General features: G+C 62.1%; 15 protein-coding genes. 8 read left to right on the top strand and 7 right to left on the bottom strand.

Annotated elements, in window-relative coordinates; translation table 11 throughout:
- Positions 1 to 511 precede the first annotated feature (511 nt).
- Together FY112_RS06995 and FY112_RS06990 are read left to right on the top strand one after the other, a co-directional pair.
- Positions 512 to 895 carry an Hpt domain-containing protein gene (locus tag FY112_RS06995; RefSeq protein ID WP_003540152.1) on the top strand — a complete coding sequence of 128 codons (384 nt, stop codon included), beginning with the start codon at positions 512 to 514 and terminating at the stop codon, positions 893 to 895.
- A gap of 262 nt (positions 896 to 1157) precedes the next feature.
- On the top strand, positions 1158 to 1478 hold the full coding sequence (locus FY112_RS06990; protein ID WP_003540151.1) for a 2Fe-2S iron-sulfur cluster-binding protein: 321 nt from the start codon (positions 1158 to 1160) through the stop codon (positions 1476 to 1478).
- Positions 1479 to 1792: 314 nt separating this feature from the next.
- Here FY112_RS06990 and FY112_RS06985 read toward each other — a convergent pair whose 3' ends face one another.
- The gene (locus tag FY112_RS06985; RefSeq protein ID WP_017960676.1) at positions 1793 to 2419 is read right to left on the bottom strand and encodes a DUF922 domain-containing protein; all 627 of its coding nucleotides are present in this window, start codon (positions 2417 to 2419) and stop codon (positions 1793 to 1795) included.
- A gap of 101 nt (positions 2420 to 2520) precedes the next feature.
- Between FY112_RS06985 and folP the strand changes: the two genes are divergently transcribed.
- From folP to folK, 3 genes are read left to right on the top strand one after another with little or no spacing between them, the layout of a single operon-like run.
- Complete coding sequence (folP, locus tag FY112_RS06980; protein ID WP_094085835.1) at positions 2521 to 3390, top strand: dihydropteroate synthase; 870 nt, start codon at positions 2521 to 2523, stop codon at positions 3388 to 3390.
- Positions 3387 to 3752: a dihydroneopterin aldolase gene (folB, locus tag FY112_RS06975; RefSeq protein WP_003540148.1), complete on the top strand. Its 366-nt coding sequence runs from the start codon at positions 3387 to 3389 to the stop codon at positions 3750 to 3752. Before folP ends, folB begins: the two co-directional genes overlap by 4 nt.
- Positions 3745 to 4263, top strand: a complete 519-nt coding sequence (folK, locus tag FY112_RS06970) for a 2-amino-4-hydroxy-6-hydroxymethyldihydropteridine diphosphokinase (RefSeq protein ID WP_131644284.1) — start codon at positions 3745 to 3747, stop codon at positions 4261 to 4263. The genes folB and folK overlap by 8 nt, the downstream gene beginning before the upstream one ends.
- Before the next feature lie 68 nt (positions 4264 to 4331).
- Here the strand turns inward: folK and FY112_RS06965 are convergent, their stop codons facing one another.
- The gene (locus FY112_RS06965) at positions 4332 to 4883 is read right to left on the bottom strand and encodes a hypothetical protein (RefSeq protein ID WP_003540146.1); all 552 of its coding nucleotides are present in this window, start codon (positions 4881 to 4883) and stop codon (positions 4332 to 4334) included.
- Between the two features lie 9 nt (positions 4884 to 4892).
- On the opposite strand from FY112_RS06965, the gene FY112_RS36640 reads away from it, so the two are divergent.
- The gene (locus tag FY112_RS36640) at positions 4893 to 5030 is read left to right on the top strand and encodes a hypothetical protein (RefSeq protein WP_165504107.1); all 138 of its coding nucleotides are present in this window, start codon (positions 4893 to 4895) and stop codon (positions 5028 to 5030) included.
- Between the two features lie 62 nt (positions 5031 to 5092).
- Here FY112_RS36640 and FY112_RS06960 read toward each other — a convergent pair whose 3' ends face one another.
- The 3 genes from FY112_RS06960 to FY112_RS06950 form a co-directional block, all read right to left on the bottom strand.
- A complete protein-coding gene (locus tag FY112_RS06960; RefSeq protein WP_131718561.1) occupies positions 5093 to 6172 on the bottom strand; it encodes a TIGR01620 family protein in 1080 nt (359 codons plus the stop codon).
- On the bottom strand, positions 6169 to 7644 hold the full coding sequence (locus tag FY112_RS06955) for a YcjX family protein (RefSeq protein ID WP_131644190.1): 1476 nt from the start codon (positions 7642 to 7644) through the stop codon (positions 6169 to 6171). Before FY112_RS06955 ends, FY112_RS06960 begins: the two co-directional genes overlap by 4 nt.
- Positions 7645 to 7820: 176 nt before the next feature.
- Positions 7821 to 8315, bottom strand: coding sequence for a histidine phosphatase family protein (locus tag FY112_RS06950; protein ID WP_017960671.1), 495 nt, complete (start codon positions 8313 to 8315; stop codon positions 7821 to 7823).
- 275 nt (positions 8316 to 8590) lie between these two features.
- On the opposite strand from FY112_RS06950, the gene dksA reads away from it, so the two are divergent.
- A complete protein-coding gene (gene dksA, locus FY112_RS06945; RefSeq protein WP_003540142.1) occupies positions 8591 to 9010 on the top strand; it encodes an RNA polymerase-binding protein DksA in 420 nt (139 codons plus the stop codon).
- A gap of 63 nt (positions 9011 to 9073) precedes the next feature.
- On the opposite strand, the gene FY112_RS06940 is transcribed toward dksA, so the two are convergent.
- Positions 9074 to 9829, bottom strand: coding sequence for a DUF1062 domain-containing protein (locus FY112_RS06940; RefSeq protein ID WP_151518052.1), 756 nt, complete (start codon positions 9827 to 9829; stop codon positions 9074 to 9076).
- A 307-nt stretch (positions 9830 to 10136) separates the two neighbouring features.
- Positions 10137 to 11195: a flagellar biosynthetic protein FliO gene (locus FY112_RS06935; RefSeq protein ID WP_131644188.1), complete on the bottom strand. Its 1059-nt coding sequence runs from the start codon at positions 11193 to 11195 to the stop codon at positions 10137 to 10139.
- Between the two features lie 296 nt (positions 11196 to 11491).
- Between FY112_RS06935 and FY112_RS06930 the strand changes: the two genes are divergently transcribed.
- On the top strand, positions 11492 to 14095 hold the full coding sequence (locus tag FY112_RS06930; RefSeq protein WP_017960668.1) for a PAS domain-containing sensor histidine kinase: 2604 nt from the start codon (positions 11492 to 11494) through the stop codon (positions 14093 to 14095).
- Positions 14096 to 14151: the final 56 nt, after the last annotated feature.

Below are 14151 nucleotides of genomic sequence, written 5' to 3'. Positions count from 1 at the left end.
CCTTGAACGCCTTGTCCTCAATTGACTCATTATATTTATTGTTCGCCATTCGGTTATGCCTCGTTACTGTCAGCCAGTCCGACAGCGCATCCTGGGCTTCCGCCTCACCCGGGAACAACTTTGCCGTTCCAGCCCTCCATCCCAACGAAGGACGGATAAGCATGTCATTTCAGAGTAGATAGCCGCTTTTTCAAACGGAAGGTATCAAAACACTACCATTATCCACTCGCTCGGCAAAGGCGCGTACCATAAACCCGCTCCACCAGTATCGTAGTGACACATCTGGGCTCTTCACACAATTAATGAAGGCTTGAGATTCATGGCTCGTTAACTCGTTGTTAACACCTTTGAATCCTAGCTACGGCTTAAAAACCAATAATTTAGGGATATTTAACGGACGTTAACCATATGGCGAGATTTCCGCCCCGAATGTGCCGGAATTTAACGTGATGGCCACCCTCCTGTCGCAGAACTGTTGCAACTGCAGACGACAGAGACGGGAGAATTGGCAATGGCAGCCCAGATGGCAGCATTGAACATCGTATTCGAGGCGCCGGATAATGCAAAGGGACCGTGTCCCTCCAAGGTCCGGCCGATTGATCTGGTGCATCTCGCAAAGCAGACGATGGGCGATAAGACGCTGGAACTCGAAGTCCTTCAGATGTTTGCGCGCCAGGCCCGCGCATGCCTGCAGGATATTGCCAGCGGCGAAACCATCCGTATCGGCGCAGCCGCGCATCGGCTGAAGGGCGCGGCAAGCTCGGTCGGCGCGTTCCGCGTGTCGCAGACGGCGGAAGCCGTCGAGGAAAACGGCGGCGATGCCGGCGCGACCGCAGCGCTCGGTGCCGCCGTCATCGACGCCGAGAATTTTATCCTGAAGCTCTGCCGCGGCTGATCTCCAAGTTTCTATCTGACGCATGTCGTTGTCCCAAAACCGCTGCGTACTTTTGGGCGACGTGCATAGGATAGCGTTCGAACGAGGCCCGTTGTTCCATTGCGGAACCGCGGGTCTTTTTGCGACGTCCCTTATGACGCTTTGAAGACGGCGGGCGAAGGCCCGATCTGCGAGGCTGTGGCAAATTTCCCCAATATTGACTGATGCGTCGAATTGTCGGAAGAAAATCCGCCCACTCACTTGAAGACCGGAAATAGTCCTGATGCCTAAACTTACCATCGTCGCCTTCGACGGCACGCGCTTCGACCTCGACGTCGACCAAGGCTCCACCGTGATGGAGAATGCCGTGCGCAATTCGGTCCCCGGCATCGAGGCCGAATGCGGCGGCGCCTGCGCCTGCGCGACCTGTCATGTCTATGTCGACGAGGAGTGGACGGAGAAGGTCGGCCAGCCGGAAGCGATGGAAGAGGACATGCTCGACTTCGCCTTCGATGTGCGCCCGACCTCGCGGCTGTCCTGTCAGATCCGGATGAAGGCTGTCTATGACGGGCTGGTGGTGCACGTGCCGGAACGCCAGGCCTGACGCGTACTGCGCTTCAAACGCCGCCGAAAAAATCGATAAAAAAAGACGCCTCGCGCGCTAGAGCGAGCGAGGCGAGGCGGGCGCATTACCTACGGATGAGGGAGGAACATCCGCGGCTTCGGAACGCGCCAGGAGAACCCAGCGATGAAAGTGCAGATGCCGTACCTGAACTTTCGAATGTGTTCATATTAACGCGTTCCGGTTGAGTCTGCCAGGATGAAAAATGACCATTCAATCGCTGGGGAGGGTGCAAGTTTCGCACAAGTTTCGTTATGCAGCTAAGGGTTTTCGCTCGCAACCAGACTGGAAAAGCCTTATTTTGCGCCGGCTCGACCGTTGATTCGATTGTTCAGCAACCTCAGCATGCGCTTCTGGAAATTGACCGCCTCGACCCGGTCGAATCGCGCCTGCTGCCGGTCGTGCTCCTCTATACCGCGAGCTGATTCGTCGGAGACGAGTTCCTGCATGGCTTCGCAGCTGCGCTGCTGCGGCAGCGCGCGAATGGCGCGCTCCATGGCGCGGGCCTGGTCGCGGGCGATCTCGGCATGGCGCTCCTCGTGGCGCTTGATATCGCTCGACAGCGCGTCCCAGATCATCGACAGCTCCTTGCTGGCGCCCTTGCGGCTGCTCCAGCGCGGCAGGATGATCTGGGTGTGGACCGTGACCTTGACGTTGCCGACGCGGCAGCGCCCGTTATTCTGAATATAGGTTGCCTCGCCGCCGAAGCGGATCTTCGTAGCGCCGGGATGGCGCGCCGAGGAACCGCTCGCCGTCGGGCCGCGCCGGCTGAGTTCGCGGTCGAGCTCATCCGCGGTTTTGCCCCGAATGTCGAAATAGGAATAGCTTTTCGATGCGATCACTTCGGCTGCCGACGGGCTGCAGAGGGAAAGAGCAATGGAAAAGGCGATAGGAACGACCATATAACGCACTGCAAGCGGCATTCTGAACGCAACCCGTGTTGAAATCGGCAGGAGCTTGGGGCATAGCCACCCCAAGCGCAATATCAGATGGCGCTTTTTTCGTCATCAATGGGATAAGTCTGGTGACAGGGCTCGAAGGCAGCATATGGCGTGTCGGCCATGGCCGGGAGATCGAACTCGGGCGTCGTTCGGTGATCATGGCGATCATCAACGTGACGCCGGACTCCTTTTCCGATGGCGGACGCTTTGAAACCGTCGATGCGGCGGTCGAACAGGCGTTGCGGGCGGTGAGCGAGGGTGCCGGCATTATCGATATCGGCGGCGAATCGACCCGGCCGAACGCAGCAAAGGTCAGTCCTTCCGAGGAGCAGGCGCGCGTGCTGCCCGTCATCGAGGCGTTGCGCGGCCGCACCCAGGCGCTGATCTCGATCGACACCTATCGCGCCGAGACGGCGCGGCTTGCGATCAGTGCCGGCGCCCATATCGTCAATGACGTCTTCGGGCTGCAGAAGGAGCCCGATATCGCCGATATTGCCGTGGTGACCGGAGCCGGGCTTTGCATCATGCATACCGGCCGCGACAGGGTAAAACTTGTCGATGTGATTGCCGACCAGGTGCATTTCCTCGAACGGTCGCTTGATATCGCCGCTGCATCAGGCGTCAACCGCGACCGCATCGTGCTCGATCCGGGCTTCGGCTTCGCAAAGGAGACGGCGGAGGAGAACCTGGAGCTGATGGCGCGGTTTTCCGAACTTTCCCGCTTCGGCCTGCCGCTGCTTGCCGGCACTTCGCGCAAACGCTTCCTCGGCACGGTAACGGGGCGTGAGGCGCAAGACAGGGATGTAGCGACGGCTGCGACCAGCGCGCTGCTCAGGCTTCAAGGGGCTGCGGTTTTCCGGGTGCACAATGTCGCAATCAACAGGGATGCGCTTGATATCGCCGATGCTATGCTTAATGCGCGCCAGGAATTCGAGAGGAAGCGGCCGACATGACCACCTACACGATCACGCTGCAGAACTGCGCCTTCTTTGCGCGCCACGGTGTGCATGACGAGGAGGAATTCCTCGGCCAGCGTTTCTTCGTCGATGCCGAGCTCGATGTCGTCGCCGGCGAGGCGCTGGAAAGCGATTCGATCAACGATACCGTCAATTACGGCATCGCCTTTACCGTGATCGAGCAGATCGTCACCGGCAAGCGGCGTTACCTGATCGAGTCCCTGGCGCTCGATATCGCCAAGGGGCTCTGCGAGACATTCCCGCAGATCCGGCGGGCAAAGATCACGGTGCGCAAGCCGAACGCGCCGGTGCCCGGCGTGCTCGATTTCGTGCAGGTGAGCGTTGAGCACTTTGCTTAAGGCCGCGTTCCAATCCGCCACACTCGGTCTCGGCGGAAATATCGGCGACCCGGTGAAGGCGATGGCGGCTGCGCTGCAAAAGCTGGATTCGCGGGACGACTGCCGGGTTACCGCGGTCTCGCGGCTCTATCGCACGCCGCCGTGGGGCAAGACCGACCAATCGTTCTTCTTCAATGCCTGCGCTGTCGTCGAGACCAGGCTGGAGCCCGAGGCTTTGCTCGATATCTGCCTGTCGATCGAACGGGAAATGAAACGCGAGCGCATCGAGCGCTGGGGGCCACGCACGCTCGATATCGATGTGCTGACCTATGGCGACGTGATCCAGGACGCGCCGCGGCTGGAACTGCCGCATCCGCGGATGACCGATCGCGGTTTCGTGCTGATGCCGCTTGCCGACATCGCGCCGGGTCTTCGGGTCAGGGGCAGAGCGGTCAGTGACTGGCTGTCGGATGCCGAGGTGACCGGCATAGAGCTCGCCGACGACAGCCGCGACTGGTGGCTGAGCGCCTGAAGCAGGGAAACTGAAACGGTAAACGGCGGGAAACCCGCCGCTTCAGGAAAATCCGCTGTGCGGTTTCTCTATTGGATCGAGCCGACGGCCATCTCGTCGACCTGGCGGGTCAGCGTCAGGCCGATGACCGGGATCATCTGGCTTTCGACCTTCACCGAAACGGTGACGTTCATCGTCTTGTCGTCGCGCACGCGGGCGATCATCGCACCGTTCAGCTTGGCGCGGTTGATGCCGACAACGACGGTATCCTCGCTGACGGCGCCGGAGACGACGTCAAGGCCCTTGCCGGCGGCGCCGTCGAGGAATTTGCCCTTGTAGCTCGAGCCCGACTGAGAGATGACGGCGGTCATCGGCTGCTTGAAGACGCCGACGCGGCAGGTGCCGTCGAGCTTGATGCCGGCGCTGCTGTCGCCGGTGGGCTCGCCGATCAGGTTGCAGGTGAATTTTGTGCCCTTGTACTTGCCGGCGACGATTTCGCCGGGCCCCTTCCAGGAACCGGCGACGGAATCGAAGAAGGCCTTGTCACGGGTTGCAGCGGTGGCTGCCGGTGCGACATCTGCGACGGGAGACAATGCCGCGGCGGCCAAGCCGCATACGATGAGAAACTTGCGCGAATACATGGATTTTCCTTGGCAAACACCACTCACGAACTGGCTGCAAGTTTTGCCGAAGAATGGTTAATCCTTCCTTTCGATTGTGCCGAAATGCGAGGCAATACAGGGCTTTCGCGCGGCGACGATTTTAAAATTCTGCCACTAGGGCATTGAATCCACTGAAATTTCTGCGGCATTACGCTAGGGGAGGTAAAACTGCAGAATCGCTGCTTTGTTCAAGGATTGTTGCCGCGCGGCGACATGGAGGGGGTGAGATCGCCGATGAAATCACCGATTCCCGGCCGCTTCAGGGCGTGGAAGGCGAGCGGGCGGCAGAGATCCATCGCTGCGATTCCAATGCGGGCGGTCATCAGGCCGTTGATGACGCCTTCGCCCAGTCGGGCCGAGAGCTTCGAGGCCAGCCCGTGGCCGAGCACCTGCTGGACGAGGCTGTCGCCAACGGCGATCGAGCCCGTGACGGCCAGATGCGCCAGCACGTCACGCAACAGACGGAACATGCCGAGCGTGCCGGGCCGGCCGCCGTAAAGCTCGGCCATGGCGCGGATGAGGCGCACGGCCTCGTAAAGCACGTAGAGCAGGTCGACCACGGCGCGCGGGCTGACGGCAGTAACGATCGACACGCGCTTCGAGGCGTTGACGATCAGGGCGCGGGCCTTGCGGTCGAGCGGAGCGAGCAGTTCCCGTTCGGCGAGCGCGATCAGATGCGGGGGATCGATGACCTCGCCCTCGGTAGCCTTCAGCGTCGCACGGCCCTTTGATGTCTCGGGATTTGCCGAGAGCAGCGCAGTCAGCTGCGCGACGACGGCGCGCGCCTTGACTGGGCGGGTTTCGAGGATCGCCGCCTCGGCTTCGGCCTTGATCTTCTGGACGGCGGCAAGGCGCATCATGCCGACGGTTTCGCGGATGACGAGGACCAGCACGGCGAGGATGCCGGCTGCCAGCACGGCAAGGGCTGCATATCCCAACCAGTCGGCGCGGGTGAAGAGGTCGCGGATCAGGCTGTCGGTCCAGAGGCCGATGGCGAGCGACAGCAGGATGCCGAAGGCGCCGGCGGCGATCTTGCCGAAGGAGGTTCGCCGCCTGCGCGGCGCTGCAATGGGGACCGCGCTCAGATCCTTCTCGGGATTGAGGAAAGGATCGTCCTCGTCAGGCGTCACGACGATATTTTCGGAGAAGCTTTCCGGCTTGCGCCGCTCGCCTCCTTGCCCGCCGTTGTCGCGCGGATCGGCAGCCTTGTCCTCGTAGGTGAAGGCGGCGGGTGCGCGGCGCGGCGGATCGGACGGGGGCTTGCTCATGCGAGACGATCTCCGAACAGGAACTGCATGGCGCGGTCGAGGCGGATATGCGGCACCGACAGCTTGATGCCGCCGCCGGTTTCCTCGAGATGCGGCGGGCGGAACCTGACGACATTGACATCGGGCAGCTGCAGGCCGGTTTCGCCCGCGGCGATGCGGTCGAACAGGCTTTCCGGATCCTCCGGCAGGTCACCGGGGAAGATCGCGGTCTTTCTCTGGCCGTCGAAGCGTTCGCCGGCGATGGTTTCGCCCTCCATCGGCGTGCCGACGATGACCGGCAGTTCATGGCCGTCACGTTTGACGGTCGCCTCGCGGGTGGCGCGCACGGAGGCAAGCGCCATGACGTCGATGCCGGCGCCTGCCATGCCGATGCGGTCGATGGCGCGGTCCACCAGGCGGCGGGTCAGCGCATCGAGGCGGTCGTGGCTTTCATGGTGGAGATGATCGGCCTTGGTGGCGGCGACCAGCACGCGGTCGATGCGGCGCCCGAGCAGGGAGGAGAGCAGCGAATTGGTGCCGGGGCGGAAACAGGCGAGCACATCGGTCAACGCGCGTTCCAGATCCTGCACTGCTTCGGGGCCGCGGTTCATCGCCTGCAGCGCATCGACGAGGACAATCTGGCGATCAAGCCGGGCGAAATGCTCGCGGAAGAAAGGTTTGACGACGACCGACTTGTAAGCCTCGTAGCGCCGCTCCATCATCGTCCAGAGCGAGCCGCGGCCGGGACGGCCGTCCGGCGGCAGAGCCAGCGGCGCGAAGGTCAACGCCGGCGAGCCGTCGAGATCGCCGGGCAGGAGCAGGCGGCCAGGCGGCAGGGTGGAAAGTGAGCGTTCGTCGGCCTTGCAGGCTTTGAGATAATCGGCAAAGGCGGTGGCGAGGTCGCGGGCGACCATCTCGTCGGCGCCGGCATGGATATCGGCGGCGCGTGTCAGCGCCAGCCATTGGCGCGACAGCTCGGAGCGGACGCCGGTTTCGGCAAGCGCCAACGTCTCCTCGCTGAACGTGCGGTAATCCTTGCCGAGCAGCGGCAGGTCGAGCAGCCATTCGCCGGGATAATCGACGATATCGATCGACAAGCGGCCGGGCGAAAACAACCGGTTCCAGCCGCTGGCGCTCTGATAATCCAGCGTGATGCGCAGTTCTGATATGGCGCGGGTCGAATCCGGCCAGATACGGTCCTTCACCAGCGCGCGGATATGGTCCTCGTACTGAAAGCGCGGCACGGCATCATCCGGCTGCGGCTCCAGCCGCACCGCCGAGACGCGGCCTGATTGGACCGGCTCGAACAGCGGCAGGCGGCCGCCATGCAGCAGATTGTGAACCAGCGAGGAGATGAAGACCGTCTTGCCGGAGCGGGAGAGGCCGGTAACGCCGAGCCGCACGGTCGGATTGACGAGGCCGCTCGCCCGGTCGGCGAGATTGTCGAAGGCGATGCGGGCGTCATCGGCAAAGGATGTCAGTCGTGGCGGCAAGGCGCAATTCCGGTTGGTGACTGACGGCAATATAGGAAGGGCGCGCCGCTCGCAAAAGAAGCGGCGCTAGAGCATTTCCGTTTTTCTTCGAATCACGGAATGCTCTATTTCCTTGTTTTCACGCAATTTCGGACGCAAAACCGCGGCACACTTTTGCTGGAATTGCTCTGAAGTCTTCAGACGACGACGAAATCGGTGAGGCGCCAGACGGCGGCGGAAGCGTCGTAATCGACGACGGCAAGGCCTGCCGTCGGGAAGCCGCCGGGAAGGGCGCTTGCCATCGCCTCATGACCGATCAGCGCCTCCAGCGCCTGCTCCATGGTCGGATTGTGGCCGACCAGCATGACGGCCGCTTCATCCTGCGCATCGATGATCTCGAGATAGGTATCGACCGTGGCGTTATAGAGCGCATCGACATAACGCACGTCGAGCGTGACGCCCATCGCCCGGTGGACGGCGCCTGATGTGTCGCGGCAGCGCAGCGCCGTCGAACTGATCAGAAGATCGGGACGGTAGCCCTTGTCGGCGGCCTTATCGGCGATGATCTCGGCATCGCCAAAGCCCTTTTCGTTCAGCGGACGGTCGAAATCGCGCTGTCCGGGTTCGGCCCAGGCGGCCTCGGCATGACGCAGGAGATAGATGCGGTTGGGCGGAGGCAGCGGTACGGTCATGGGCAAATCCGGGATCGGGCGGGTCTTTTCAGTAGCGGTTGCAATTGGCCGTCGTCAATCGCCAGCCATGCCACAAGCGCCTAAACGGGGCTGATAACACGGCGTTTTGAAGGCGAAGCAAAAAACGGCAACCGGAATAACGATGACAAAAGAGACCGTTAGCTGAAAATTGTAACAGATTTAAAAATCTGTTTACCTGTCGTATTTGGCTTGAATCGCGACTAGCGCTTGGGATATACACCCGGCCAGATGAGATGTTCTTCAGGAGAATCGCGTTGAGTGAGAAGATCGATCTTAGCAATTACGTTCCCTCGGAAGAGGAAGAATTCATGAACGTAAACCAGCGTGCCTATTTCAGGTCCAAGCTGGTTGCATGGAGAAATGATATCCTTAGAGAAGCGCGTGAGACACTCGACCATCTGGCCGAGGAAAGCGCAAACCATCCCGACCTCGCCGATCGGGCGTCGTCGGAAACAGATAGGGCGATCGAACTTCGCGCCCGTGACAGACAGAGAAAGCTGATTTCGAAGATCGACGCGGCACTGCAGCGCATCGAAGACGGCACCTACGGCTATTGCGAGGAAACCGGCGAACCGATCGGCCTCAAGCGCCTCGACGCCCGCCCGATCGCGACATTGTCGATTGAGGCGCAGGAGCGTCACGAACGCCGCGAAAAGGTCTATCGCGACGAATGAGAGTTTTCATGCAGGCATGAGAGCAGAACAGGCGCCGCGATCCGATCGCGGCGCCTTTTATAATTACGGTGAGCTTCCGGTCGCCACAAACCTCCACCATTGCTCCCGGCCGGTCTCGGCGGTGACGTCGACTGCAACCTTGGTGCCGTTCTTGATCCGCCGCCGCAAAACGTCGGCTCGACTCGAATCCGTCCGCAGCATGCCACAATCGTGAAGAGCCTGTAGCCGGGTGCGTGAAACTTGCAACTCGGACGCCAGCAGGCGGTCGAGGCGCGTGCTTGTTGGAACCGGGACCATCAGTTCGATTTCCAGTCTCGTCCAATCGGCAATTTCCTGCTGCATCTCTTTTGCGATTTCAAATTCGGCAAACTCGTCGACACGCTGCGACTTGCGCCTGAGAGCCTCGAGGTTGAACGCTTCTGCCCGGATCGAATCCGGATCGTTGGACTGCAACGCCTCGAGGACTGCGGGATCGATGTCGCGAACATTGCGGCGCTCGAAGATCGGACGATTCCACGTCTTTTCACAGGTCGAGCATTTGTAGATAAGCCAGGCATCGAGCTTGCGGCCATTGGCGTTGAGCCGGATCTTGTCACTGCATCGGAAAGCTCTGAGGCCCCCGCAGCCGCTGCATACAATCCAGGGCTGGGGCGCTGTTTTCGGCAGAATGGTCCATCGGACCCGAAGGGTATTGCACATATCGTGTTGGTCTTCCGTTCGGAAGTCCACCAGGATGATGCGTGAGAAAGCCCTTGCGGGCGCGGTGTGGCGATGTTCTGGGCGGCGGAAGAGCTGAGACAGCGGAGCTGCACATGGCACATGTCAACAATGCCAAACCGGTCTCTCGCCACCACCCGATGAACATGTTCATACGCCGTCAGCGTGTCGCTGTCCGGCAGTACGGGTGAAACTGGAGTGAGACCGGTATTTACTTAGGCAAAGTATGACCTCGATGCGCCAACGCTCTTCAACCGCAGCGATAACAAATTATCAGCACAAGATGGAGTCCCCCGACACATCGGGAACTGAAAGTCGCCGTATTGCGGCTTTTATGCAACTTAGTGATGAAGGAAGGCCGGACGTGCGTTTCCGCTCACTTGTCGCGCCCGGTCACTTGTCGCGCCAGTCACTTATCGCGGTTGACGCTCATCTCGCCGAAGATGCGGGCGACTTCCTTTTGCAGATCGGTATCGGCGCCGGTGATCGGCGCCATTTCCGGATCGCGGCGCGGCAGGTTTCCGGGTTGCGGCGCTCCGGGCCGGGGCACCTGGTTTGCCGGCGCCGGTACGATGCGTTCGGCCGTCAGATTGTTCGACATTTCCTCTTCCAGCACCCGCTGGAAATCAAGACGGCTCGCTGCTGCCGACTGCGCAGCCGATTCGTCTTCGGCGCTACCTGGCGCGGCGCGTGCGGCCGCCGGCATGTCCTTGACAGGCGGGGCGGAGACTTCGGGTTCGATGCGCTGCTGCGGCAGCACGCGCTGACGGGCGGCATCGAGGATCTCGGCGGCACTTGAGGTATCGTGGAACGGTGCGGGCTGCGCGGCCGGGGGAGCGACGGGACGCTCCAGCGGGCGCGGCTGGGGCGGGACGGCACGCAGAGGATTGTCGCGTTCGGCCGACAGCGGAGCTGTAACGGGTTCTGCTGGAAGAGGGCTCGTGACCACCGGCGGTGCCACGGCCGGCGGGGCTGGCGGTTGGGCCGACGGTTCTGGGCGCGGGCGCGGCTCCGGCGAAACCGGTGCGGAGAAAGCGGGCTCGGCCGCCGGCTCGACACGGGCTGCGACCGGCGGGCGTGGTGGTGGGACCGGCGGCGTTTCCGATCGCGCGACGGATATCGGACGCTGCTCGACGGGCTGCGGGCGGATGGCGCTTTCCGGCTGCTCGGCCGCCGCGGGCAGGATGCGGCTTTCGATGACGATATCGCTCGGGCCGCCGATCATGATCAGGTGCTCGACCTCGTCGCGGCGCACCAGCACCAGCCGGCGACGGGCATCGACGGCTGCGGCATCCAGCACTTGCAGGCGGGGCTGGCGATTGCGGCCGCCGCGCACGAAAGGTGAGGGCGCCCGGCTGCGGATCACCCAGAGCACGATGATGAGCAGGAGAAGCGCCAGACCAACGCCACCGGCGGCAAGCAGGAAACGGCTGCCATAAGCTCCGACAACATCATCCAACATAGTCACTCACTCCATTTCGCATTCGGCACATATTGACGACTTTTCCGTTCCTTAGGCAAGGGCCGCCGGTGCTGTCCAGTCACGGGAGAACGCGATTTCGTGTTCCGCTGCTTGGCACCCGGCGACCTTGCGCAGGTGGCAGCGTTGGCTTCTGGGGCAGATGGCGCTGTTGCCTGTGAATTCAAGCAGTCTTGCCGGCTAGCGGTGTTTTTGCCGACGCGGCAAATTGCTAAGAAGGAAAGAGTGCCTGATTCCCGCTTCGTGTTCGTGCTACGAAGCGGTAGGGCTTATGTGAGGAATACATGACGAAACCGCGTCAGGCCGACGACTATAACGCACCGCTTGTGGATCGTGGGGGGCGTTCTGGCACGGTCTTGCGCATTCTTCTGCTGGCGCTCGTGCTGATCGCGGCTGCCGGCGCTTTCGTCTTCTTCAAAAAATCGCTCGACAACGAGGTGGTGCTTGGCGGTCTCGGCGTGCTCGCCATGGTCGGCATCTTCTTCCTGGTGTCTTCGGTCATCGGCTTCATCGAGGTGATGCCGCAGCACCAGTCCGACAGCCTGGCGCGCGCCTTCCTCAACAGCCATCCCGACGGTACGCTGATCACCGACGAAAAAGGCCGAATCATCTATGCCAATGCCGCCTATGGCGCGCTGACCGGCGCGCGCAAGGCGACCGAGGTGCAGACGCTGGAAACGCTGCTGTCGCGCCATCGCGAGTCCAACGAGGCGCTCTACAGGCTGGTCAACGGTCTGCGCGAGGGCAAGGAAGGTCGGGAGGAATTTCGCCTACTACGCGCCGTCGGGCCTGGCAGCAACAGCTCCGGCGCCCATTGGTACCGGCTGAAGGCGCGGTTGCTGCAGCCGGAGGAAAACGGCGGCAAGCCGCTGCAGATCTGGCAGATCACCGACATCACCACCGAGCGCGACGACCAGGAGCGTTTCTTCAAGGAATTGCAGAACGCGATCGACTATCTCGACCATGCGCCGGCCGGCTTCTTTTCCGCCGGCAGGAAGGGCGAGATCTTCTACCTGAATGCGACGCTTGCCGATTGGCTGGGCCTCGACCTCACCAAGTTCGTGCCGGGCTCGATGACGATCGGTGACGTCGTGGCAGGCGAGGGACTGGCACTGATCCAGTCAGTGCAGGCCGAACCGGGTCTGAAGAAGACCGTGACGCTCGATCTCGACCTGCGCAAGAGCAACGGCCAGAGCCTGCCGGTGCAAATCATTCACAGCGTCACCTCGATGCGCGACGGCGCACCCGGCGAAAGCCGGACGATCGTGCTGGCGCGTGAAAAGAGCGATGTCGGCGGCCAGTCCGCTTCGGCCGCCGCCATGCGTTTTACCCGTTTCTTCAACAATACGCCGATGGCGATCGCCTCGGTCGACGGCAACGGGCGAATCTTGCGGACCAATGCGCCATTCCTGAAGATGTTCTCCGGCGTCGTCTCGCGCGACGATCTCGAAAAGGCGCCGCATCTCGAAACCATCGTGCAGGAAAGCGACCGGCCACAGCTGGCCGCGGCGCTGGCAGCGGCCAAGGACCGGCAGGGCGACATTGCGCCCCTCGACACCCGCACACCGACCGACGAGGCGCGCTATTTCCGCTTCTATGTCAATGCCGTCATCGACCAGAGCGACGAGGCGCCAGAGGAGGCGGCGATCGTCTACGCCGTCGAGGTGACCGAGCAGAAGGCGCTGGAAGCGCAGATGGCGCAAACGCAGAAGATGAATGCCGTGGGAACGCTCGCCGGCGGCATCGCGCATGATTTCAACAACGTGCTGACGGCGATCCTGCTTTCCTCCGACCACCTGCTTTTGCAGGCGCGGCCCTCGGATGCCAGCTTTGCCGACCTGATAGAGATCAAGCGCAACGCCAACCGCGCCGCCGTGCTGGTGCGCCAGCTGCTCGCCTTCTCGCGCAAGCAGACGATGCGGCCCTCGGTGCTGAACCTTACCGATGTCGTCGGCGACCTGCGCATGCTGGTCGACCGGCTGCTCTCAGGCACCAATGTCAAGCTCGACGTGCAATATGGCCGCGACCTCTGGCCTGTCAAAACCGACCTGTCGCAGTTCGAGCAAGTTTTGATCAATCTCTGCGTCAATGCGCGCGACGCGATGCCCGAGGGTGGCACGCTGACGCTGCGCACCCGCAATCTGACTGCCGCCGAGGTCTCGGCCTTCAACTACTCCTACATGCCGGCCGAGGACATGGTGCTGGTCGAAGTCGCCGATAACGGCACCGGTATCGCACCGGAGATCATGGACAAGATCTTCGAGCCGTTCTTCACCACCAAGGATGTCGGCAAGGGCACGGGGCTCGGCCTCGCCATGGTCTACGGTATCGTCAAACAGTCGGGCGGCTACATTCAGCCGGAATCTGAAGTCGGCAAAGGCACGACCTTCCGCGTCTTCCTGCCGCGCCACATCCCGGAGCCGGCGGTGGCCGCCGAAGCAGGTTCGATCGACGGCGCCATCGCCGGGGCCGAAGTGGTGCCGCTGCCGGTATCGCCGCAGCAACCGGAGGACCTGACGGGATCTGCCGTCATCCTTCTCGTCGAAGACGAGGAGGCGGTGCGCCGCGGTGGCAAGCGCATGCTGGAAACGCGCGGCTACACCGTGCACGAGGCGGGCTCGGGCGTCGAGGCGCTGGCCATCTTGGAAGAACTCGACGGCAAGGTCGATATCGTCGTTTCCGACGTCGTCATGCCCGAAATGGACGGCCCGACGCTGCTGCGCGAGCTGCGCAAGACCTATCCCGACATGAAATTCATCTTCGTCTCGGGTTATGCCGAAGATGCCTTTGCCCGCAACCTGCCGCCGGAGGCGAAATTCGGCTTCCTTCCGAAGCCGTTCTCGCTGAAGCAGCTTGCTGTTGTGGTGAAGGAGACGTTGGACGGGTGAGGGAGGGTTGTCGGAGGGTGAGCGTGGGCGTTGTGCCGTGTCAGCCCCCTCTGCCC

It is taken from the genome of Rhizobium sp. PEPV16 (assembly GCF_008919455.1).
GTDB classification, from domain to species: Bacteria; Pseudomonadota; Alphaproteobacteria; order Rhizobiales; family Rhizobiaceae; genus Rhizobium; species Rhizobium leguminosarum_Q.
This window is presented reverse-complemented; position numbering and strand designations above follow the sequence as displayed.

Bases quoted from the DNA above. Each gene is read 5' to 3' on its own strand.
- FY112_RS06990 (WP_003540151.1), top strand. From the start codon at position 1,158: ATGCCTAAACTTACCATCGTCGCCTTCGACGGCACGCGCTTCGACCTC.
- FY112_RS06950 (WP_017960671.1), bottom strand. From the start codon at position 8,315: ATGACCGTACCGCTGCCTCCGCCCAACCGCATCTATCTCCTGCGTCAT.
- FY112_RS06960 (WP_131718561.1), bottom strand. From the start codon at position 6,172: ATGAGCAAGCCCCCGTCCGATCCGCCGCGCCGCGCACCCGCCGCCTTC.
- FY112_RS06930 (WP_017960668.1), top strand. From the start codon at position 11,492: ATGACGAAACCGCGTCAGGCCGACGACTATAACGCACCGCTTGTGGAT.
- FY112_RS06985 (WP_017960676.1), bottom strand. From the start codon at position 2,419: ATGCCGCTTGCAGTGCGTTATATGGTCGTTCCTATCGCCTTTTCCATT.
- folB (WP_003540148.1), top strand. From the start codon at position 3,387: ATGACCACCTACACGATCACGCTGCAGAACTGCGCCTTCTTTGCGCGC.
- FY112_RS06965 (WP_003540146.1), bottom strand. From the start codon at position 4,883: ATGTATTCGCGCAAGTTTCTCATCGTATGCGGCTTGGCCGCCGCGGCA.
- FY112_RS06995 (WP_003540152.1), top strand. From the start codon at position 512: ATGGCAGCCCAGATGGCAGCATTGAACATCGTATTCGAGGCGCCGGAT.